18 protein-coding genes and 1 tRNA gene are annotated in these 21,261 nt (G+C 75.3%); 16 read left to right on the top strand and 3 right to left on the bottom strand.

All coding sequences use genetic code 11. The annotated features are described in order from the left end of the window. The 13 genes from xerD (at position 1) to NXY84_RS12330 (ending at position 12,581) form a co-directional block, all read left to right on the top strand. On the top strand, positions 1-978 hold the full coding sequence (xerD, locus tag NXY84_RS12390; RefSeq protein ID WP_258723395.1) for a site-specific tyrosine recombinase XerD: 978 nt from the start codon (positions 1-3) through the stop codon (positions 976-978). 158 nt (positions 979-1,136) lie between these two features. Then, complete coding sequence (locus NXY84_RS12385) at positions 1,137-2,003, top strand: ParA family protein (RefSeq protein WP_258723394.1); 867 nt, start codon at positions 1,137-1,139, stop codon at positions 2,001-2,003. After that, positions 1,987-2,994: a segregation and condensation protein A gene (locus tag NXY84_RS12380; RefSeq protein ID WP_396126215.1), complete on the top strand. Its 1,008-nt coding sequence runs from the start codon at positions 1,987-1,989 to the stop codon at positions 2,992-2,994. Before NXY84_RS12385 ends, NXY84_RS12380 begins: the two co-directional genes overlap by 17 nt. Continuing rightward, complete coding sequence (gene scpB, locus NXY84_RS12375; protein WP_258723393.1) at positions 2,991-3,776, top strand: SMC-Scp complex subunit ScpB; 786 nt, start codon at positions 2,991-2,993, stop codon at positions 3,774-3,776. The genes NXY84_RS12380 and scpB overlap by 4 nt, the downstream gene beginning before the upstream one ends. Before the next feature lie 323 nt (positions 3,777-4,099). Continuing rightward, complete coding sequence (locus NXY84_RS12370) at positions 4,100-4,834, top strand: pseudouridine synthase (RefSeq protein WP_307722744.1); 735 nt, start codon at positions 4,100-4,102, stop codon at positions 4,832-4,834. Beyond that, the gene (locus NXY84_RS12365) at positions 4,831-5,946 is read left to right on the top strand and encodes a prephenate dehydrogenase (protein WP_258723391.1); all 1,116 of its coding nucleotides are present in this window, start codon (positions 4,831-4,833) and stop codon (positions 5,944-5,946) included. The genes NXY84_RS12370 and NXY84_RS12365 overlap by 4 nt, the downstream gene beginning before the upstream one ends. After that, positions 5,928-6,677, top strand: coding sequence for a (d)CMP kinase (gene cmk / locus NXY84_RS12360; RefSeq protein ID WP_258723390.1), 750 nt, complete (start codon positions 5,928-5,930; stop codon positions 6,675-6,677). Before NXY84_RS12365 ends, cmk begins: the two co-directional genes overlap by 19 nt. Next, on the top strand, positions 6,674-7,405 hold the full coding sequence (locus NXY84_RS12355) for a lysophospholipid acyltransferase family protein (protein WP_258723389.1): 732 nt from the start codon (positions 6,674-6,676) through the stop codon (positions 7,403-7,405). Before cmk ends, NXY84_RS12355 begins: the two co-directional genes overlap by 4 nt. 34 nt (positions 7,406-7,439) lie before the next feature. After that, entirely contained in the window at positions 7,440-8,984 is a 1,545-nt protein-coding gene (gene der / locus NXY84_RS12350) for a ribosome biogenesis GTPase Der (RefSeq protein WP_258723388.1), read from the top strand. Then, positions 8,981-10,093, top strand: coding sequence for a hypothetical protein (locus tag NXY84_RS12345; RefSeq protein ID WP_258723387.1), 1,113 nt, complete (start codon positions 8,981-8,983; stop codon positions 10,091-10,093). Before der ends, NXY84_RS12345 begins: the two co-directional genes overlap by 4 nt. A 53-nt stretch (positions 10,094-10,146) precedes the next feature. Continuing rightward, a tRNA-Pro gene (locus NXY84_RS12340) sits at positions 10,147-10,220 on the top strand. 565 nt (positions 10,221-10,785) lie between these two features. Further along, positions 10,786-11,631: an MEDS domain-containing protein gene (locus NXY84_RS12335; RefSeq protein WP_258723386.1), complete on the top strand. Its 846-nt coding sequence runs from the start codon at positions 10,786-10,788 to the stop codon at positions 11,629-11,631. Next, positions 11,628-12,581: a sensor histidine kinase gene (locus NXY84_RS12330; protein ID WP_258723385.1), complete on the top strand. Its 954-nt coding sequence runs from the start codon at positions 11,628-11,630 to the stop codon at positions 12,579-12,581. The genes NXY84_RS12335 and NXY84_RS12330 overlap by 4 nt, the downstream gene beginning before the upstream one ends. Before the next feature lie 338 nt (positions 12,582-12,919). Here the strand turns inward: NXY84_RS12330 and NXY84_RS12325 are convergent, their stop codons facing one another. Then, complete coding sequence (locus tag NXY84_RS12325; RefSeq protein ID WP_258723384.1) at positions 12,920-13,660, bottom strand: alpha/beta fold hydrolase; 741 nt, start codon at positions 13,658-13,660, stop codon at positions 12,920-12,922. A gap of 89 nt (positions 13,661-13,749) precedes the next feature. Between NXY84_RS12325 and NXY84_RS12320 the strand changes: the two genes are divergently transcribed. Together NXY84_RS12320 and NXY84_RS12315 are read left to right on the top strand one after the other, a co-directional pair. Beyond that, positions 13,750-14,745 (top strand): helix-turn-helix transcriptional regulator, encoded by a 996-nt coding sequence (locus NXY84_RS12320; protein WP_258723383.1) that lies wholly within the window; start codon positions 13,750-13,752, stop codon positions 14,743-14,745. 497 nt (positions 14,746-15,242) lie between these two features. After that, entirely contained in the window at positions 15,243-17,300 is a 2,058-nt protein-coding gene (locus tag NXY84_RS12315; protein WP_258723382.1) for a zinc-dependent metalloprotease family protein, read from the top strand. A 282-nt stretch (positions 17,301-17,582) separates the two neighbouring features. On the opposite strand, the gene NXY84_RS12310 is transcribed toward NXY84_RS12315, so the two are convergent. After that, positions 17,583-18,092, bottom strand: coding sequence for a SixA phosphatase family protein (locus tag NXY84_RS12310; protein ID WP_258723381.1), 510 nt, complete (start codon positions 18,090-18,092; stop codon positions 17,583-17,585). Between the two features lie 280 nt (positions 18,093-18,372). Between NXY84_RS12310 and NXY84_RS12305 the strand changes: the two genes are divergently transcribed. Next, positions 18,373-19,551, top strand: coding sequence for a GGDEF domain-containing protein (locus NXY84_RS12305; RefSeq protein WP_258723380.1), 1,179 nt, complete (start codon positions 18,373-18,375; stop codon positions 19,549-19,551). 37 nt (positions 19,552-19,588) lie between these two features. Here NXY84_RS12305 and NXY84_RS12300 read toward each other — a convergent pair whose 3' ends face one another. Then, positions 19,589-21,250 carry an LCP family protein gene (locus NXY84_RS12300; RefSeq protein WP_258723379.1) on the bottom strand — a complete coding sequence of 554 codons (1,662 nt, stop codon included), beginning with the start codon at positions 21,248-21,250 and terminating at the stop codon, positions 19,589-19,591. Positions 21,251-21,261: the final 11 nt, after the last annotated feature.

The raw sequence follows: 21,261 nt of genomic DNA, 5'->3' as shown, positions 1-21,261 counted from the left end.
ATGCCCGAGGACCGGCCGGACCCCGCGGGGCCCCTGCACGACGCCGTGCGGGACTACCTCGCGCACCTGACCGTCGAGCGCGGCCTGTCGACCAACACCCTCGGTGCCTACCGCCGGGACCTCGCGCGGTACGTGCAGTACCTCAAGGCCGCGGGCCGGCGCGCGCCGGCGGACGTGACCGAGCGCGACGTCGAGGACTTCGTGCTCGTGGTGCGCACCGGCTCCGACGGGGGAGCGCTGCTGTCGGCGTCCTCGGCGGCGCGCGCGGTCGTCGCCGTCCGCGGGTGGCACCGCTTCTGCGCGCTCGAGGGCCTCACGGGGACCGACGCGGCGAGCGCCGTCCGCCCGCCCGCGCAGCCGCGCCGGCTGCCCAAGGCGATCTCGACCGACGACGTGGAGCGGCTGCTCGAGGCGGCCGGGGCGGGCGACGGGCCGGGGCCGCTGCGCGACCGTGCGCTGCTCGAGCTCCTGTACTCGACCGGAGCCCGGATCTCCGAGGCGGTCGGGCTCGACGTCGACGACCTCGACCTGACCCCGGGGCGCTCGGCGGTGCGCCTGCTCGGGAAGGGCAGCAAGGAGCGGGTCGTCCCCGTCGGCAGCTACGCGGTCGAGGCGGTCGAGGCGTACGTCGTGCGCGGGCGTCCCGCGCTGGCGGCGGCCGGGCGCGGGACGAGCGCGCTGTTCCTCAACACGCGGGGCTCGCGCCTGAGCCGGCAGAGCGCGTGGGCGGTGCTGCGGGCCTCGGCCGAGCGCGCGCAGCTGCCGGCGTCGGCCCACGTGTCCCCGCACACGCTGCGCCACTCGTTCGCGACCCACCTGCTCGCGGGCGGGGCCGACGTGCGCGTGGTCCAGGAGCTGCTCGGGCACGCGTCGGTGACCACGACGCAGGTCTACACGCTCGTGACGCGGGACACGCTGCGGGAGGTCTACGCGACCGCGCACCCGCGGGCGCTCCGCCGCGAGCCGGCGGGTCGCTGAGGTCGGTCCCGGGGCCGTCCGTGGGCCTGGCCGCACCGGACGCGGGCCGTCGACGGGCCCGGTCGCCCCGCCCGTCGCCTGGCCCGGCCGCACGAGAACCGCGCGTGCGTGCGGTCTGTCGCACGCTCGCTGAGCGAGCCCTCCGGTAGGTTGTGCGCGTGGCGAGCGAGCAGACGACCGAGGCGATCCTCGACCCCGTCGGGCGAGCGCTGCCCGAGTTCCCCCTCCCGGCGCCCCTCCCGAGCCACGGCCCGGCCCGCGTGATCGCGATGTGCAACCAGAAGGGCGGGGTCGGCAAGACGACCTCGACCATCAACCTCGCGGCGTCGCTCGCGGAGTACGGCCGCCGTGTCCTGATCGTCGACTTCGACCCCCAGGGCGCCGCGTCGGTCGGGCTCGGGGTCAGCCCGCACGAGCTCGACCGGACGGTCTACAACCTCTTGATGGAGCCGCACGCGTCGATCCACGAGGTCATCCACGCGACGGCGGTCCCCGGCCTGGACCTGCTCCCCGCGAACATCGACCTCTCGGCGGCCGAGGTCCAGCTCGTCGGCGAGGTCGCGCGGGAGTCCGTGCTGGCGCGCGTCCTGCGTCCCGTGACCGACGAGTACGACGTGGTGCTCATCGACTGCCAGCCGTCGCTCGGCCTGCTCACCGTGAACGCGCTCACGGCCGCGCACGGCGTGCTCATCCCGCTCGAGTGCGAGTTCTTCGCGCTGCGCGGGGTCGCGCTGCTCATCGAGACGATCGAGAAGGTCCGCGACCGGCTCAACCCGCGCCTCGAGGTCGACGGGATACTGGCCACGATGTACGACCCTCGGACGCTGCACGCGCGCGAGGTCGTGGCCCGGCTCAACGAGGCCTTCGGCGACACCCTCCTGCACACCGTGATCGGCCGGACGGTCAAGTTCCCGGACTCCTCCGTCGCCGCGGAGCCCATCACCACCTACGCGCCGACCCACAGCGGCGCCACGGCGTACCGGCAGCTGGCCCGTGAGCTCATCGCCCGTGGCGACGCCGCCTGAGGCGGCCTCCGCAAGCGCGACGACGCCCCCGCTGCCCGAGGTCCCCGGACGTGCCGCGCCCGGTGCCGGCGGCTTCGAGGTCCACCTCACGAACTTCTCGGGCCCGTTCGACCTGCTCCTCGGGCTGATCGCGAAGCACAAGCTCGACATCACCGAGGTCTCGCTCGGGCAGGTGACGAACGAGTTCATCGCGCACATCCGTGCGGCCGAGCGGGCGGCGGCCGAGGGCGGCACGTCGTGGGACCTGAGCCAGGCGAGCGAGTTCCTCGTCGTCGCCGCGACGCTGCTCGACCTCAAGGCCGCGCGGCTGCTGCCCTCGGGCGACGTCGAGGACGCCGAGGACCTCGAGCTGCTCGAGGCGCGCGACCTGCTGTTCGCCCGGCTGCTGCAGTACCGCGCGTACAAGGTCGTCGCACGCGACCTCGGCGAGCGGCTCGCGGCCGAGGCGCGGCGCTTCCCCCGGACGGTCACGCTCGAGCCGCAGCTCGCGGCGCTGCTGCCCGAGCTCGTGTGGCAGATCGGGCCCGACGAGCTCGCCGCGCTGGCGGCCAGGGCGCTCGCGCCCAAGGCCCCGCCGCCCGGCGTCGACATCAGCCACCTGCACGCCCCGGCGGTCTCGGTGCGCGAGCAGGCCGCGGTGCTCGTCGACCGGCTGCGGCACGGCGGGGCGCTGTCGTTCCGGGCGCTGACCGCCGACGCGGACGCGACGATCGTCGTGGTCGCGCGGTTCCTCGCGCTGCTCGAGCTGTTCCGGGAGGGCGCGGTCGGGTTCGACCAGGTCGAGCCGCTCGGCGAGCTCACGGTGCGCTGGACCGGGGCCGAGGAGGGCGACGTCGAGGTGTCCGACGACTTCGACGAGCCCGGCGCCCTCGACGAGCCCGGCGCCTCCGACGAGCCCGGCGACGCGGCCACCGCGGGCGCCACGGTGCCACCGACGACCGCCGACCTCCCCGTCGACCCGACCGACCCGCCGCAGGAGCCCACCGCATGAGCCAGGTCCCGCCGTCCGACGCGGTCCCGCACGACGCGACGCCCGCAGCCGACCCGGTCGCTGCCGACGCCCCTGCCGACCCGTCCGCTCCCTCCCTTCCGGCCGACCCGTCCGCTCCCTCCCTCCCGGCCGGTCCGTCCGCGCTCGACGCCCTGGCCGGCGCGCCGACCGACGTCGCCGCCGACGAGCTCGCGTTCGACGTCGACGAGCTGCCCGGCGGTGCCCTCGCGGCGCTCGAGGCCGTGCTCATGGTCGCCGACGAGCCCATCCCCGCCGTCCGCCTCGCCTCGGTGCTCGCGCTGCCGACCGCGCGCGTCGAGGAGCTGCTCGACGAGCTGGCCGCGGAGTACCGCGGGGACCACGGCGGTCGCCCGCGCGGCTTCGAGCTGCGGCTCGCGGGCGCGGGGTGGCGCATCTACTCGGCGTCGCCGTACGCGGACGTCGTGGGGCGCTTCGTGCTCGAGGGGCAGACCGCGCGGCTCACGCAGGCCGCGCTCGAGACGCTGGCGGTGATCGCGTACCGCCAGCCGGTCACGCGTGGGCAGGTCTCCGGGGTGCGCGGGGTCAACGTGGACGGTGTCGTGCGGACGCTCACGGCGCGCGGGCTGGTCACCGAGGCGGGCACCGAGCCGACGACCGGTGCGGTGCTGTACGAGACCACGGGATACTTCCTGGAGCGGATGGGACTCGCGAGCCTGGACGAGCTGCCACCGCTCGCGCCCTACCTACCAGACATCGACACGCTCGAGGGCGTGGACAGGGCGAACGGAGAGGCACGATGAGCGCATCGGACGGACGGCGCGGTGGCACAGGGCGACCTGAGCGAGCCGGCGGAGGCACGGGACGCACGGGACGCGGCGGGCAGGGCGGCGGCGCAGGCCGCGGTCAGGGCGGCGGCGAGCGTGCGGGGGAGCGGAGCGGCGAGCGCGGCGGCCCGTCGCGCGGTGGCGGCGAGCGCACGGGCGGCCCCCGCTCCGGCGGCGAGCGCGCCGGCGCCGGCTCCGGTCGCGGCGTCCCGCAGCGCGGCTCGCGCACCGCGGCACCCCGGGGTGCGCAGCCCGCACGCCGGACGCGGCCCGCGCCGGCGGCCGAGCCGCTGCGCGACGTGCACGACCCCGAGGGCGTGCGCCTGCAGAAGGTGCTCGCGACTGCGGGCCTGGGCTCGCGGCGCGCGTGCGAGGACCTGATCGCCGACGGGCGGGTGACGGTCGACGGCGTGCTCGTGCGCGAGCTCGGCGTGCGCGTCGACCCGAAGACGGCGGTCATCCACCTCGACGGGCTGCGCATCCAGCTCGACACGTCGCTGATCACGATCGCGCTGAACAAGCCGCTCGGCGTCGTCTCGACGATGCACGACCCGGAGGGGCGCCCGTCGCTCGCGGAGCTCGTCGCGCACCGCGAGGAGCGCCTGTTCCACGTCGGACGGCTCGACGCCGAGACCGAGGGGCTGCTGCTGCTGACGAACGACGGCGAGCTCGCGAACCGCCTGTCGCACCCGTCGCACGAGGTCGCCAAGACGTACCTCGCGCACGTCGAGGGGCACGTGGCGGGCAACGTCGCGAACAAGATGCTGCACGGCGTCGAGCTCGAGGACGGGCTCGCGAAGGTCGACCGGTACCGCATCGTCGACTCGACGCCCCAGGCGGCGCTCATCGAGGTCGTGCTGCACGAGGGTCGCAACCGCATCGTGCGGCGCATGTTCGAGGAGGTCGGCCACCCGGTCACCCGCCTCGTGCGGACCCAGGTGGGCCCGATCAAGCTCGGCGACCTGCGCCCCGGCAAGACCCGCGTGCTCGGCAAGGAGGAGCTCGGCTCGCTCATGACGCAGGTGGGGATGTGAGCTCAGCGGTCGCCACGCGCGGCCCGGTGCGCGTGGTCGGCACCGGGCTGCTCGGTGCGTCCGTGGGGCTGGGCCTCGCGACGCGCGGCGTCGACGTCGTGCTGCACGACCCGTCGCGCACCGCGCTCGCGCTCGCGCGGGACGTCGGCGCGGGCCGCCCGGCCCACCCGGACGACGAGCCGCCCGCGCTCGTCGTCGTCGCGGCGCCGCCGGACGTCACGGCGCAGGTCGTGCGCGACGAGCTCGCCGCGCACCCCGGCGCGGTCGTGACCGACGTCGCGAGCGTCAAGGGCGTCGTGCTCGACGAGCTCCGGGCGTGGGGGGCGGACCTGACCCGGTTCGTCGGCTCGCACCCCATGGCGGGTCGTGAGCGCTCGGGCCCGTCCGCGGCGGTGCCCGACCTGTTCGTCGGCCGGCCGTGGGTCGTGGTCGGCTCGGGGAAGTCGACGCCCGAGGCCGTCCTGGCGGTGCGCGCGCTCGCGGTCGACCTCGGGGCCGTCCCGGTCACGATGGACGCCGCCGCGCACGACGCCGCGGTGGCCGTCGTCTCGCACGTCCCACAGGTCGCCGCGAGCCTCGTCGCCGCACGGCTGCGCACGACGCCGCCCGAGGCGCTCGGGCTCGCGGGGCAGGGCCTGCGCGACGTGACCCGGCTCGCGGCGAGCGACCCGGCGCTGTGGACGTCGATCCTCGCGGGCAACGCGGGCGCCGTGCGCGACGTGCTGCGGGCGCTGCGCGGGGACCTCGACACCGTGATCGACGCGCTCGACCAGATCGACGCGGCGGCGACGTGGGACGAGATCGAGCTCGGCGCGCTCGCGACCGTCGCGCAGGTCATCGGCGACGGCAACACGGGCGTCGCGCGGGTGCCCGGCAAGCACGGGGGCGCGCAGCGCACGTACGAGGTCGTGACGGTGCTCGTGCCCGACAGCCCGGGCGAGCTCGCGCGGCTGCTCACGGACGTCGGGCACGCGGGGGTCAACCTCGAGGACCTGCAGCTCGAGCACTCGGCGGGCCGCCCGGTCGGCATGGCGGCGATCTCGGTCCTCCCGGGTCGCTCGGAACACCTGGAGGCGGAGCTGACGGCCCGCGGATGGAGGCTGGTGAGTTGAGCACGCAGGTGCCCGCGACGAGCGGGCGCACGGTGGTCGTGGCGGTCGACGGGCCCTCCGGGTCCGGGAAGTCGAGCGTCTCGCGCGAGGTGGCCCGCCGGCTCCGGCTCGCGTTCCTCGACACCGGGGCGATGTACCGCGCGGCGACGTGGTGGTGCCTCGAGACCGGGGTGCCGCTCGACGACACCGCGGCGGTCGCCGCGACCGTCCGGGACATGCCGCTCGCCGTCGGCGTGGACCCGGACGCCCCGACGGTGCACGTCGGGGAGCACGACGTCGCGGCCGCGATCCGCGAGACGCGCATCTCGGCGGCGGTCAGCGCGGTCGCCACCAACCTCGACGTGCGGGCCGAGCTCGGGCGCCTCCAGCGCGAGGCGATCGCCGCGGAGGGCTCGCCCGGGTCGTTCTCGCAGGGACGCGGCGTCGTGGCCGAGGGGCGCGACATCACGACCGTGATCGCCCCCGACGCCGACGTGCGCCTCCTGCTGACCGCGAGCGAGGAGGCCCGGCTCGCGCGCCGCGCGCGTGACGTGCACGGCTCGGACGACGCCGCTGCGGTCGAGGCGACGCGGGACCAGGTGCTGCGTCGCGACGCCGACGACGCGACCGTCTCGACGTTCCACACCGCGGCGGACGGCGTCGTCACCGTCGACTCCTCGGACCTCGACTTCGAGCAGACGGTGCGCGCCGTGCTGGAGGTCGTCGCCCGCGCGACCGGCGTCCGGGCATGAGCGCCGCGGGGGTCCGCGCGGTCGCGGGCGGCGCCGCCGTCGCCCCCGGGCACGCGCGCGGGCAGTGGATCGGGCGCCTGCTCGCGCACGTCGTGTGGGACACGCACGTGAGCGGGACGGAGCACGTGCCCGCCGAGGGGCCCGTGCTGCTCGCGGCCAACCACCTGGGGGTGCTCGACGGGCCGATCCTCTTCGGCGTGGTGCCGCGGTCGGTGAACCTGCTCGTCAAGCACGAGATGTTCCGCGGACCGGTCGGCACCGTCCTGCGCTGGTGCCGGCAGATCCCGGTCGACCGCGCCAACGGCCGTCCCGCGCTGACCACCGCGCTCGCGGTCCTCAAGGACGGCGGCGTCGTCGGGGTGTTCCCCGAGGGCAACCGGGGCCGTGGTGACGTGACCAGCGCGCGGGCCGGCATCGCGTGGCTCGCCGTGAACTCGGGCGCGACGGTGCTGCCGGTCGCGGTGCTCGGCACCCGGCGGACCGGTGAGTCCGTGCGGCACCTGCCCGCTCCCCGGCGCCGGCTCGCGGTCGAGTACGGTGCGCCGCTGGACCTGGCCGCGGCGCCGGGTGCGTCCCGGCGCGAGGCGCTGGCGGCCGCGCAGGAGGCGATCCGGACGGGGCTCGCCGCGCACGTGACGGGCGCCGCCGCGCGCACGGGGCTCGCGCTGCCCACCGACGACCCCGAGGCGACGCGTGGTCCCCGCGGGGCGGCGCCGGGCCCGCATTAGTCCAGCGAGCCGTGCTCGGGGGAGGATGGGGCCCATGAGCCAGACCGACCCGACCACGGGCCTGCCCGACGAGACCGCGCCGGCCGCGCCCGCGGTCCCGGGAACCGACGCACCTGCCGCAGCCGGCGCCGAGACCGAGCTGACCGACGCCCAGCGCGAGGAGGCCCTGCGTGTCGGCCTCGCGGAGTACGAGCTCGAGGACGAGGACCTCGCGCTGCTGTCCGGCGACGGGCTCGACGAGGACGGCGCCGCACCGTCCGCACCCCTGCCCGTCCTCGCGGTCGTCGGCCGGCCGAACGTCGGCAAGTCGACCCTGGTCAACCGCATCCTCGGCCGCCGCGAGGCCGTCGTCGAGGACAAGCCCGGCGTGACGCGCGACCGCGTGAGCTACCCGGCCGAGTGGGCCGGGCGCCGGTTCACGCTCGTCGACACGGGCGGCTGGGAGGTCGACGTCGCCGGCATCGAGGCGCGCGTCGCCGAGCAGGCCGAGGTCGCGATCTCGCTCGCCGACGCCGTGCTCTTCGTGGTCGACGCGACCGTCGGCCCGACCGCGACCGACGAGCGCGTCGTGCGCCTGCTCCGGAAGTCCGGCAAGCCGGTCGTGCTGTGCGCCAACAAGGTCGACGGCCCGCGCGTCGAGGCCGACGCGACCGAGCTCTGGAGCCTCGGGCTCGGCGAGCCGCACCCGGTGTCGGCGCTGCACGGCCGCGGCACCGGCGACCTGCTCGACGCCGCGATGGACGCGCTGCCCACCGTCTCGAAGCACGGCGCCGCGATCCCCGAGGGCGGCCCCCGCCGGGTCGCGCTCGTCGGGCGCCCGAACGTCGGCAAGTCGTCGCTCCTGAACAAGGTGCTCGGCGAGGAGCGCGTCGTCGTCGACTCCGTCGCCGGGACCACGCGCGACCCGGTCGACGAGGTCGTCGAGCTCAAGGGCCGGCCGTGGGTGTTCGTCGACACGGCGGGCATCCGCCGGCGCGTGCACCAGACGTCGGGCGCCGACTTCTACGCGTCGCTGCGCACCCAGGCGGCGATCGAGAAGGCCGAGGTCGCGGTCGTCCTCGTCGACGCGAGCGTCAAGATCACCGAGCAGGACACGCGCGTGATCTCGCAGGTCATCGAGGCGGGCCGCGCGCTCGTCATCGCGTACAACAAGTGGGACCTCATGGACGAGGACCGCCGCCCGTTCCTCGAGCGCGAGATCGAGCAGGACCTCGTGCAGGTGCAGTGGGCGCCGCGCGTGAACTTCTCGGCGAAGACCGGCTGGCACACCGACCGGCTCGTGCCCGCGCTCGAGCGGTCGCTCGCCTCGTGGGACACCCGCATCCCGACGGGCAAGCTCAACGCGTTCCTCGGTGAGCTCGTCGCGGGCCACCCGCACCCCCTGCGCGGGGGCAAGCAGCCGCGCATCCTGTTCGCCACGCAGGCGAGCACGCGACCGCCGCGCTTCGTGATCTTCGCGACCGGGTTCCTCGAGGCCGGCTACCGCCGTTACATCGAGCGTCGCCTGCGCGAGACGTTCGGCTTCGAGGGCACGCCGATCTCGATCTCCGTCCGGGTGCGGGAGAAGCGCAAGCGGTGAGCGGGGCGCCACGCGGCGCCGGGCCGGGCGCGGGCCACGGCGTGCGCGACCGGCACGTCCTGCTGCGCCTCGGGCTCCCGCGCGACCCGTCCGCGACCAAGCACCTCGCGGGGTTCCTCGTCGCGACGGTCAGCACGGTGCTGCTCACGCGGGGCCTGCTCGCGGTCAGCGGCTACCCGCAGCTCGGCGGCGGCGGGCTGCACGTCGCGCACGTCCTGTGGGGCGGGCTGTTGCTCGCGGTCGCGATCGTGCTGTCGCTCTCCTACGCGGGTCCGGTCGTGCGGCCCGTCGTCGCGCTCGTCGGCGGGGTCGGCTTCGGGCTGTTCGTCGACGAGATCGGCAAGTTCGTTACGTCCGACAACGACTACTTCTACGAGCCGACGGCCGCGCTGATCTACGTCGTGGTCGTCGGCCTCGTGCTGCTCGTCGAGGCGATGCACCGCCGGTCCCCGCGGCACCCCTCGGAGGCCCTCGCGGGTGCGGTCGACCACGCCGTCGCGGGGGTCGCGGGCGGGTTCAGCCCCCGGGCGCGCCGGCACGCGCGCGGCCTCGTCTCCGACGCGGGGGACCTGCCCGCCGCGACGGAGGTGGGTGCGCTGCTCGACCGCGTGTCCGATGACGCCGAGGAGCTGCCCGACGTCATCGGCACCGTCGCCCGCTGGATCGTGCGGGCGACCCGTCACCTCGTGCGCGCGCGCTGGGTCCCGTGGATCACCGTGGGGGCCCTCACGCTGACCGGGGCGGCCACGGTCGGGCGCGGGATCTACGCGTGGTCCGCGGGCGCCGACGTGCCCGGCTGGGTCGTCACCGGGATGCTCGTGAGCGGCCTCGCCTCGGTGCTGTGCGCGCTGCGCGGGCTGGCGCTCGTGCGGCGCGACCGGGAGGAGGGCTACCGCTGGTTCCGGCGCGCCGTCCTGCTCAGCCTGCTCGTGACGCAGATCTTCCTGTTCCGGATCGACGAGTGGGCGGCGACGCTCGGGCTGCTCGGCGACCTGTTCCTGCTCGGCGTCGTCGCCGCCGAGCTCGACGTGATCGCGGAGCGCCGGCTCGCGCGGGCCGCGGCGAAGGCGCCCGCCGCCGGTGCGGACGAGGTGGCCGGCGGTCGGTGACCGGCGCCCGGGCCCGGGTGCGGTATTCTTTCCGAGGCCCGTTCGCGGGCCAGCGGGCTGTGGCGCAGCTTGGTAGCGCACTTGACTGGGGGTCAAGGGGTCGCAGGTTCAAATCCTGTCAGCCCGACAGTGTGTCAGCAGGTCAGAGGCTCGTCCCGAGTGTGGGGGCGGGCCTCTTCTGCGCGGTGGATCCTGAGTTGCGGGTGGACGGACCCGGACGTGCGAGTTGGACCGCACGGCCGGGCGCGCTGCAGGCTCGACACCGGGGCTCCAACGTCGCGCGATCGCAGGTCGGCGCCCTGCGAGCCCGTGAGCACCAGAGCGGGCCCGAGTCAGGGTGCCCGTGCGCGCGCGTCGACATCGCGCGCCATGACCTCGTCCGCGTCAGGGACCGGAACGGCGTTCGGTGAGGTCCGCTGCCGATCGTCTCTACGGGCCGACGTCGGCGTGCCGCACGTCTGGCTGCCTCGCGGCTTCGGTCCAGACGCGCCGTCGGGTGGGCCGCCGGGGGCCGGCATCGGTGGTCGCGAGACCGCCCTCCGGCGTCGGTGTTCGCCGGGCTGGCCGCTCGGCCCGCGGTCGGCTGCGCCGGGCGAGATCGTCGTCCGAGTCCGCGCGCGTCGGCTCGAGCGTCGTGGCACGATCGGTGCTCGGCGTGCGTCGGGACCGCGCGCCTGGGCTCGGGGGTCGTCATGTCGCAGCGGGTGGTCACGTCCGTGACCGGGCGCTCGCCTGGGGACCACGTGTGCTGGCCGTTCCACGGCATCGAGGAGGACGTCGAGGCGGCGCGCGCGTACGTCGCGGAGGGCCTCGGATGCCGCGAGCGCGTCGCGTTCCTGAAGGTGACGTCACAGAGCCTGGGGTACGCGACCGTGTCGGACGTCGCGGAGGTCGGCCGCCCGGAGGGCGTCCGGCGGCCCGTGCGCACGGAGCTCACGGCCCCGTCGGCGCAGACCGGCGCGAGCAGCGCGCTGCTGTCGAGCAGTGCCCTGCTGCAGGTCGACCGCATGACCCGTGGCGCGGTGGAGGACGGGTTCACCGGCCTGCGGCTGTTCACGGACGTCGACGACCTGGTCCGGGACCCCGACGGGCGCCGGCACTGGATCCGGTCCGAGCACCTCATCGACCGGTACGCGCTCGACAACCCGCTGATCGTGCTCTGCGGGTACGACGTCGACGACCTCGGCGACCGAGCCGTGGCCGAGGCCGCCCGCGTGCACGCGCTCACGCGCGGTGCCCTGTCGCCGTTCCGCCTGCGCGCGGACGCCCGCGCCGGGCTCGCGCTCGTCGGCGACGTCGACGTCGCGTCGGCCGACGCCCTGTACGACGCGCTGCTGACGATCGGGCCGGAGCTCCGCGCCCGTACGACCGTGAGCGTCGCGGAGCTGCGGTTCATCGACCACGCCGGCCTCCTCGCGCTCGACCGGGCCGCCCGGTCCCTGGACGTCTCCGTGACGCTGGTGGACGCCGAGCCGCTGACCTGCTGGCTCGCCGCCACGCTCGGACTCCGGAACGTCGTCACGAGGGCGGTGTCATGACCTCCACGACGTCCCCCGGACGCAGCTTCGAGCACGAGCTGGTGCTGCACGCCGGCCCGGAGGCGCTCGTCGACCTGATGGTGCCGTTCGTGCGCGACGGCGCCGCGGCGGGCGACGAGATCCTGGTGGTCGGGGAGCCGGCGTTCGTGGACGCGATGCTCGCCGCGGTCCCGGACGTCGCCGGTGTCCGTGCGGTGCCGCAGGCGGGGCGCGAGCGCTTTCCCGGTCGTGACCTCCACCGGTTCCAGCAGGTCCTCACCACGCTCGACGCGACGCGGTCCCGGGTCCGGGTCGTCAACCAGATGCCGGCCATGAGCGAGCTCCAGTGGCAGGAGTGGCGACGGTACGAGGCCGCCGCGAACTACGTGCTGGCCCCGTACCGCGTGCTGGGCACCTGCGCGTACGACACCGAGCGGCTCGACCACACGATGCTCGAGGACCTGTCGGCGAGCCACGAGCACGTCCTCGACGGTGCCGGTCGGCGTCCCAGCGGACGGTTCGCCGACCTCGACGAGCACATCGGCGGCTACCTCGACCTGCCCCCGCACCCGATCGAGGCGACCCCGCCGCAGCTCGCGTTGCACGATCCGTCGGCTCACGCGGCGCGACGAGCGGTGCACGAGCTCGGAACCGCAGCGGGGCTGCCCCCGGCGGCGATCCAGGCCGCCGTGCTCGCGGTCAGCGAGACGGTGACGAACGGCTTCCGGCACGGTCGCGTGCCCGTGTCGGTGAAGGTGTGGACGGCCGGTGGACGACTCACGGTCACGGTCAGCGACTCGGGCCAGGGCCCGCACCCGCTCGTCGGGCTGTGCGCACCCCCGCTCGACAGCCCGTCAGGGCGCGGCATGTGGATCCTGCACCAGCTGATCGCCGACCTGCACCACAGGACCGACCGGCACGGCTACACCGTGCGGTTCAGTGTCGGCCTGGACTCGCCCCTGCACTCCTGACGGTCCGAGGGTGTGAGAGGCAGCGCGGGCTTCCGCGAGGGATGCCCTCCGCGGCTGGACAGGAGCTCGGGCCGACGTGGGCGCGCGGGGCTCGCTGGACACCGCGTGGCCCGACCAGCCGGCCGACCGCGGCACCCTGACCACCGACGAGGTCGCAGGTCCCGTCCTCGACGCCGTCACCGGCGGCATCCACGACGGCACCCTGCACCTGGCCCGGCCCTGCCCGTGCGCACCGGGACACCCGGACGGACCTTCGTCGTCGCGAACGTCGTCGACGGACCACCGCCCGCCATCGGCTTCCGCCGTTCCGATCTGACGCGCATCCGGGCGCCAGGGGCCTAGCGGCCGACCGACTCCAGCACCTCGGCGAGCTCCGCCGGTCGGCTCACCATCGGCCAGTGCCACGTCGGAAGCTCGACGTAGGTCCAGTCACCGTTGACCATGTGCGCGAACACCGTTGCGTGAGGTGCCATCTGATGCAGCTGCTCGAGGCCGAAGCTGCACAGCACGCCCGTCCGTGGCAGCGCCTCCCAGGCGCCGGTGAGCGCGACCGGCTGGGTTGCGGTGAGCCAGGGCTGGGGCTGTGAGCCCTCGACCAGCGCGGCGACCGCCGTGTCGTCGACCTCGGGCACCTCGGCGGCGAGTGCGGCCCAGGGAGGCGGCGGGAGCTTCCAGCCCGCGCCGTGTGTCGTGACCAGCTCGTCGTTGACCGCGCGCGCGTCGGGTCCCTCGAAGTCGGCCTGTGCCATGCCGTCCGGCAGGGGCCCCGAGTCGACGTAGATCAGGCGTGCCACGCGCTCAGGCATGCGATCCGCTGCACCGGTCGTCACCAGGGCGCCGTAGCTGTGGCCGACGAGCACGACGTCGTGCAGGTCCTGCTGCTCGAGCAGGTGCACGACGTCGTCGATGTGGGTCGTCAAGGTGGTCTCGGGTGAGGCGAGGTGGGCGCGCTCGCCCATGCCTGTGAGGTCGACGGCGTGCACGACGTGGCCGCGCTCCCTCAGCGAGTCGGCGACGGGCTTCCAGACCCAGGCGCCGAGCCAGAAGCCGGGGACGAGGACGTAGGTGGTGGTGTTCATGGCGCCGACGCTAGAGTGGATTGTGGACATGTTCCGCCCGGTATGCACAGGCTGCATCACCACTGTGTCTGGCAGCGCCGAGGAGGATCGTGACCCGCCCGACCGCTCGCGTGCTCGCCATGCTGGAGCTGCTCCAGACGGGCGGACAGCGCACGGTCGGCGATCTCGCTGCTCGGCTCGGGGTCGACGAGCGCACGGTCCGGCGCTATGCCGAGCACCTCGCCGACCTCGGCATCCCGGTGCAGGCGCAGCGGGGCCGGTACGGCGGCTACCGGCTCTCACCGGGCTACAAGCTGCCGCCGCTGATGCTGACCGACGACGAGGCCGTCGCCGTCGTCCTGGGCCTCAGGGTCGCGGAGCGCGCCGGGCTTGCCACCACCGACCACGCAGCGACGGCGAGCGCCCTGGCCAAGGTGTCGCGTGTGCTGCCGCGTGCGCTGGGACGGCGGCTCGACAGTCTGCTGGCGACCGCACAGTTCACGACCCCGGTGCGCGCCACCGCTCCCGCCGGCGCCGACACGCTGCTCGGTCTGGCCTCGGCTGCGCAAGCGCGGCGCACCGTCGTGATCACGTACACCGCCTGGGACGGGCGGGAGTCGCAGCGGGAGCTCGATGTCTACGGCTTGGTCTTCCACTCCGCCCGGTGGTACGTCACCGGACACGACTACGGCCGTGACGACGTGCGGACCTTCCGCTTGGACCGCATCGCCTCCGTCACGCTGGGCGACGGCTCCTACGTCGTGCCCGCTGACTTCGACGCCAGAACGCAGGTCGTGTCGGGCATCGCGGCGGTCAGGTGGTCGCACGAGGTCTCCGTCGTGCTGCGGACCACCCTTGCGGATGCGCGCGAGCGACTGCCCCGGAGTGCGGGACGGCTGAGCGAGCACGTCGACGGTGTGCTCCTCGAGACGCGCGCCGAGCGCCTGGACGGGATGGCCCGCATGCTGGCCGGGCTCGGCTGGGACTTCGAGGTGATCACCCCGGACGCCCTGCGCGACGAGGTGCTCGCTCTCTCCGACCGCCTCCGAGTCAGCGCGGTGCGTGACGCCACCGCCAGCACCACGGCTGCACCGCAGGGTCTTTGAGCGGCACCACCCGCTCGCACAGCGGCAGATCTCCGCAGGACTGCGCGGCGCAGCTCCGACGCCTTGCCGGAGCGCCGGTTCACCCGGTCCGCGAGGGCCCTCGGTGTCCGGATTGCGTTGACATGTCTGTTCCCTCCCGCGAGACTTCAGGCACCGGTGAGAGCGCTCTCTCATCGGCTTGACGACGTCGACGCGCTTCCCGACGACACCCGTCCCCCTGCTGCCCCCGCAGGGACGGGGACGCCGGAACGGGGTGGAGCGCTCGCGCACGGCGCCCACGCGTCGTCGCGCCTCCGACCGCCACCACACGACCAGCCGCACACCGGACGGCCGACCCGGCCGACCGGCGCCGCGCATCCCGCACCTCCCGGACCCGGCCGACCCTCCCGCTCCCGCCCTGCGCGCCGCGGCGAGGGCCCCGGACGTGCTCGCGCACCACCTCACGCCGGCGCCTCACGCCGGCGACCCGCCCGCTGACGACGAAACGGATCCGCCCCATGCACCAGAGCCAGGCGCCGCAGCCCACCGCCGGACTGCCGCCTTCGCACCACCGACCACGCACGGCCCTCGCGACCCTGACCGGTCTCCTCCTCGCGCTCGCCGCTGCGACGCCCGCTGCGGCGGGCACGGACACCCCCGCCGCGTCATCGCCGAGCACGGTCGTCGGGACCTACGAGATCCGCCAGGTCGACCCGCCCGTCCACCCGGCCGACCGACCGGGACCCGGCGCACGCGCCGCGACCCCCCACGCCGCGCACGACGAGGCGCTGCCCCAGGACGCGACCCAGGAGTTCGTGCGCCTGGCCGACGGCGACCGCGTGCGCGTCGAGGCCGACCCGGCGCTGCTCGACGACGTCGTCCCCGGCCAGCGCGTCGCGGTCACCGGGACCGTGACCACGGCGCCGCCGGACGCGACGGAGGAGACCCCGACGATCGACGCGACCGCCGTCCGCGAGCTGACCGCCGCCGCCGCACCGCTCATGTCGGAGGAGGACACCGTCGCCGTCGTCCTGCTGCGCCTCGGGGACGCGGGGCCGGCGCCGATGTCCGTCGACGAGGTCCGCGACCTCGTCTTCACCGGCCCCGGCTCCGTCGCGAGCTTCTTCCGCGAGAGCTCGTGGTCCCAGCTCGAGCTGCGCGGGCGCGACCGTCCCGACGGCGACGTGTACGGCTACCTGACCGTTCCCGCCGACACCCCGTGCTCCGCGGAGGAGCAGGCCGGGTTCGCCGCCGTGCAGGCCGCCGGGATCGACCTGACCGGGTACGACCGCGTGGCGTTCCTGCTCGACTCCGCGGACCGCGGCTGCTGGTTCGGCGGCTGGGCGTACATCGGCGGGCAGGTGTCGGTGAACCTGTTCAGCGGCCCCGACGCGACGCGCGCGGTCCTCCAGCACGAGCTCGGGCACAACCTCGGCCTCGGGCACGCGTCCGCGCTCCAGTGCACCACCCCGGCCGGCCTCCCGAGCGCGATCGAGGAGGACGGCGGCTCGTGCCGGGTCGAGGAGTACGGGGACCCGTTCGACACGATGGGCAACGCCTTCAACCAGATGGAGTTCTCGGCCCGCCACAAGGCCCGCCTCGGCTGGATCCCGGAGGCCAACGTGACGACCGTGACCGCGTCGGGCACGTACACGCTCGCCCCCTCGGAGGTGCGGACCGACCAGCCCCAGCTCCTGCGCATCCCGCTCGCGTCGGGCCTGTCCTACGACGTCGACGTCCGGCGCCCGCACGGGCTATGGGACGCGAAGGTCGCCGACTACCCGGCGCTGATGGACGGGGTGACGATCCGCCGGGGCGACGGCTGGGCGGGCTCGCTCCTCGACACGATGCCCGGCGGCGGGGTCGACGACGCACCGCTGCGCGTCGGTCAGACGTTCACCGACCGGGCGTCGGGCGTCCGGATCCGCACCGAGCAGTCGGGGCCCGAGGGCGCGGTCGTGCACGTCGAGCTGGGCGCGCGGACGCAGACCCCGCACCTGATGGGCACCCACAACGCCTGGACGCCGGCGCCGATGACCGAGGTCCCCGGCGCACCCGGCACCTGGACCGCCCAGGCGCAGTTCGGCGAGGAGCCGGACGAACGCTTCCGGATCGTGGTCCTGCCGGACGGTGGCGCCTACGGAGACGCCGAGCCGGACGGCGTCGCCGACCAGGACGGAGCGGACGTCCGGGTGCCCGCGGCCGGCACGTACACCGTGACGTTCGACCTCGCCTCGCTCCGGTACACCGTGGTCCGCGACGCGGGCGGTGGTGGAGACTTCGTCAGCACGTACCCCGCGATGACGCTCCGGGGGATCAGCACCGGGTGGGCGGCGGTCCCGATGGAGCTCGTCGCCGACCACACCTGGCGGGTCACCACCGCGTTCGGCGCGCACCCGGTGGAGGACTTCCTGTTCGACGTGGACGGCACCGGGGCGACGGTCTTCGGCGACCCCGGGAACGACGGTGTCGCCGAGCAGGGGGCGCCGAACGTCCTGATGACGCAGGGCCCGGCGCGCTACGAGGTGACGTTCCGGGACGACACCCTGGCCTACGGCGTGGTCCGGGTCTGGTGAGGCAGCCGCGCTGACCGCTGGGTGCCCGGGGAGCTGCTCGTCGGCTCCCCGGGCGGCCGTCCCGGTCCGTGCCCGAGCGGGTGGTCGGCCCCCCCGGGGTCCGCAACCGACGTTGCCGAGGTCGCTCATCATGTTCCGCGCCCAGCTGTACGGCGGCGACCACGCGCGCTCCACGACGAGGTGGCGAGGCGGCCGCCGCGACCAGGCCTCAGCGGCCAGGCAGGAGCCCGCGCCGGGGCAGGCGAGCGGTGCGCACCGGCGGCGTCGGGCGCTCCTGGTCGATCACGGCCGCGGGCTCGGTTCGTCGGTCTCCCCGGCTGCGGGAGGCACGTAGCGCGCCGTCGCGTCCCGGCCGGGATAGTTCTCGACGACCCAGCACGCGCCCTTGGGGGTGGACGTGAGCCCCTCGCCCGGACCGGCGTCGTCGACGCGGACCGACTCCGAGCCGAGCCACGCCGTGGACAGGTCAGCGAGGGTCTCCCCGTGCGTGCAGAGCGCCGCTCCCACGACGGCCCGCGACCGCAGGAGCACCAGGAGCTCGGCGACGGGGGCCCCGACCCCGAGCGCCTGGATCGTCTCGATGGGGATCGACGTGCGCCCGGCCGTCGGCGTCAGCGTCTGCACGCACCGCAGCGCCGGGCTGCTGAGCAGGCGCGTGACGCCGAGGCCGGCGAGCACGTCGGCGACGTGGGCGGCGCTCACCTGGCCGCGGTGCGTGAGCGGGCGTGCGACGTCAGGTCCGGCCCAGCGGTGCTTGTCGCCCGCGTGCGCGTGGCGCACCAGAACGAACATCTGTCCTCCTCGGGTGGTGGGCGCAGGCCGAGGGTCCATCCGAGCCTCGCCACTGCGTGCTGGCACCACTTCACACCTCCGATCGGGCCGAACCGTGCACGGGAACCGCACGGTCGCGGAGCCTTCCGCACACGTTCATCTTCCTCACACCTGGCAGACTCCGGTGCCGTTGCGTCGCCGACCTCGGGGGCGCGCCGAGCGACCGGACAGGCGGGCGCGGCGTCGCTAGCGTGGGCTGCTCGCTCATCAGACCCCCGACGACCTGAGGACGGTGCCGGACGTGGACGACGCCCCGGCCGCGCGGACGGGCACGTCCTGGGGTGACATCGGCGCGAAGAGCTGGAGCGACGCGCCGGTCGGCCGATGGGTCGACGTGCACACCCACGAGCTGTTCGGCCCCCGCGACGCTGTCGCCGCCGGGCGGACCGCCTCGGTGATGTGTCTCGTGGGTGGCGTCGCGACGGTCGCGCTCGAGACCCTGCCGCGGGTGCTGGGCGACTACCAGGGCTCCGCGGCGAGCGTCGCGTGGACGGCGGTCGGTGCGCTCGTCATGGTCGGGCTCGCGCTGCTCCTGCGCCGCCGGCCGGAGATCGTGCCGGGACCGGCGTACACGGCACTGTGCCTGGCCGCGCTCGTGGTCAACACCACGACGTCGAACCTGACCGGGAACTCGACCTTCGGCGGGCTCGCGTGGTTCATGCTCCCCGTGATCTTCGCCGCGGCGCACCTGCGCCACCTCGTCGCCTGGACCGTCTCCGTCCTCGCGCTCGTCGGGTCGTCCACGGTCATCCTCGCGACCCAGCCCTCGGGTTCGGCCGCTGCCGACCTGGCGTCCATGGCTGCGGTCGTCGTGATGACGACGACGGCGCTCCGGGCGGCGGTCCGGCACCAGGACGAGCTCGTCTGCCGGCTGAGCCAGGTCGCGTCGAGCGACTCGCTCACAGGGCTCGCCACCCGACGCGTCCTGGAGCAGTCGGCGGAGCTGCTGCGCACGGAGGCGGGCACGGCGGCACGGCAGCGCTCAACGCAGCCTGCCGAGGGCGCGGGGCTCGTCCTCGTCGACCTCGATCGCTTCAAGCAGCTCAACGACACCCACGGCCACCCGGTCGGCGATGCCGCCCTCGTGCACGTCGCCCAGCTCGTCCGGTCCGTCGTGCGCGGCGGTGGCACGGTTGCCCGGATCGGCGGCGACGAGCTCGCGGTCCTCCTCCCGGGCCCGCGGGACGGCGTGGTCGACCTGGCGCGTGCCCTGCACGCCACCGTCCGGGAGACCCCGTTCGTCGCCCCCGCGGGGAACCTCCCGATGACGGTCAGCATCGGTGTCGCGCACACGCGCGAGCCGTGCGACCTCGATCACCTCTACGCCGCGGCGGACGCCGCGCTCTACGAGGCCAAGGTCGCCGGGCGCGACCGTGTGGTCGTCGCGGACGCCGGTCCTGGCGGACCTGAGATCCGCTGAAGCCGCGTGACGGTGCAGCGAGGGGCGTCGTCCCTGGTCAGCCCGGTGCCCCGGCCAGGTGCTCGTCGAGGGTGTCGGAGCGCAGCGCGTCCATGAGTGCGGCGAACGGGCCGGGGTCCGGCACCACGGTCGGGGAGCCGTCCGCGGCGGTGCCGGCCGTCGTCGGGGCCGTGACCACCTGGACGTCGCCGGGTCGCAGCGTGCGCAGGCTCGTGAGCAGGCCCAGCATCGCGCCGCGGTCGAGGCCCTCGTCGACCGCCACCGAGCCCGACAGGACGTCGAGCAGCGCGAGCCACGTCGTCGGGTCGGAGCGGACGTCGTCGTGGCCGAGCCGGTCGAGGATCGCGCGCAGCCAGAGCTGCCCGCGCTCGGCCCGGGCGGCGTCGTCGTCGGTGTCCTGCATCCACGCGAGGGCGAGGCCGCCGGTCAGCCGGTGCCGGCCGGTCGGGACCGCGACGCGGCCGCGGACCACGACGTCGTCCGTCACGTCGAGGTCGACCCCGCCGAGCGTCTCGGTGACCCGCGCGAAGGTCTCGGCGTCGGTCAGCGCGACGTGGTCGACGCGCACGCCCGTGAGCTGTTCGACGGCCTGCACCGCACCCGGGGGCCCGCCGAGCGCGGCCGCCGAGCGCAGCGGTGCGGGCTCGGAGCCCGGGACCCCGACGTGGAGGTCCGGGGGGAGCGCGACGACCTGCGCGCTGCGGCGGTCCGCGGCGACGTGGGCGAGCAGCACGACGTCCGTCCCGGCGGCGCCGCCCGGGCCGGCGGCGTCCCCACTCGCGCCGTCCCCACCCGCGTCGTCCGCGCTGGCGCCGAGCACGAGGACCGTGAGCGCCGGCTCGGTGGTCGAGCCCGCGGCCGGGGGAGCGGGCGCCGGCGGACGCGTGGGAAGGTCCGCGAACGGGTCCGGGAAGCGCTGGACCCGGCTGTCCAGGCGGTCGACCGCGACGAGGGCGCCGGTCGTCCCCGCGACGACGAGCAGCAGCAGGGACACGAGGGCGGCGAGGGCGACGGTCCGCAGGACGCTCCGCCCGGCGCGCACGGCCGGCAGCGGGCGCTCGTCGTGCCCCGGGGCGGGGTGCTCGGCGGCGAGCTCGGGGCGGACCGTCTCCGCGATGCCCTCGACCGCGGCGAGCACCTGGTCGAACGCGGTCGCGTACGCGGCCTCGTCGCGGCCGTAGGGGTCGAGCAGGTCGTCGTCGCCGGCGGCGCGCGGAGAGGTCGGCGTGCGGTGCCGGGCCGCGGCGTCGACGAGCGCGGACAGGCGTCCCGCGACGTCGCCCTCGGGGAGGACCTCCGGACCCAGGGCACGCGCCACGCGGGCGAGCTCCCGCAGCGTGAACGTGCGCCGGATGGCCGAGGGCACTGTGCGCACGACCGCGGCGCGCTCCTGCCGCGTCGCGGTCAGGACGACGTCCGCCGAGCGCACGAGCTCCGGGTCGAGCTCGCGCGCCTCGTGCGCGTCCGCGTCCGCGCCCACGGAGCCGAGGTGCTCGACGAGCGGTGCGGGCAGGTCACCGTCGGCCGTCGCCTCCGTCCCCGCGCTCAGGATCACGACGTCACCGTGCTCGCCGAGCCGCGCGCGCAGGAGCCGCTCGGCGGCGGGTGAGCGGCACACGTTGCGCGTGCCGACCACGAGCACCGCGAACGGGCGGGCCGGTGCCCCGGTCGTGGTCGAGACCCCGGAGGACGGGTTCACCCGGACCATTG

Origin of the sequence: Cellulomonas sp. NS3, assembly GCF_024757985.1 — a bacterium.
In the GTDB taxonomy this organism is placed as follows: Bacteria; Actinomycetota; Actinomycetes; order Actinomycetales; family Cellulomonadaceae; genus Cellulomonas_A.
Note: the sequence above shows the minus strand (reverse complement) of the source record. Positions and strands in the feature narration are given on the sequence as shown.

Excerpts from the sequence above, each read along its gene's own strand:
- xerD (WP_258723395.1), top strand. The coding sequence starts at position 1 with ATGCCCGAGGACCGGCCGGACCCCGCGGGGCCCCTGCACGACGCCGTG.
- scpB (WP_258723393.1), top strand. The coding sequence starts at position 2,991 with ATGAGCCAGGTCCCGCCGTCCGACGCGGTCCCGCACGACGCGACGCCC.
- cmk (WP_258723390.1), top strand. The coding sequence starts at position 5,928 with ATGGAGGCTGGTGAGTTGAGCACGCAGGTGCCCGCGACGAGCGGGCGC.
- NXY84_RS12355 (WP_258723389.1), top strand. The coding sequence starts at position 6,674 with ATGAGCGCCGCGGGGGTCCGCGCGGTCGCGGGCGGCGCCGCCGTCGCC.
- der (WP_258723388.1), top strand. The coding sequence starts at position 7,440 with ATGAGCCAGACCGACCCGACCACGGGCCTGCCCGACGAGACCGCGCCG.
- NXY84_RS12335 (WP_258723386.1), top strand. The coding sequence starts at position 10,786 with ATGTCGCAGCGGGTGGTCACGTCCGTGACCGGGCGCTCGCCTGGGGAC.
- NXY84_RS12330 (WP_258723385.1), top strand. The coding sequence starts at position 11,628 with ATGACCTCCACGACGTCCCCCGGACGCAGCTTCGAGCACGAGCTGGTG.
- NXY84_RS12325 (WP_258723384.1), bottom strand. The coding sequence starts at position 13,660 with ATGAACACCACCACCTACGTCCTCGTCCCCGGCTTCTGGCTCGGCGCC.
- NXY84_RS12315 (WP_258723382.1), top strand. The coding sequence starts at position 15,243 with ATGCACCAGAGCCAGGCGCCGCAGCCCACCGCCGGACTGCCGCCTTCG.
- NXY84_RS12310 (WP_258723381.1), bottom strand. The coding sequence starts at position 18,092 with ATGTTCGTTCTGGTGCGCCACGCGCACGCGGGCGACAAGCACCGCTGG.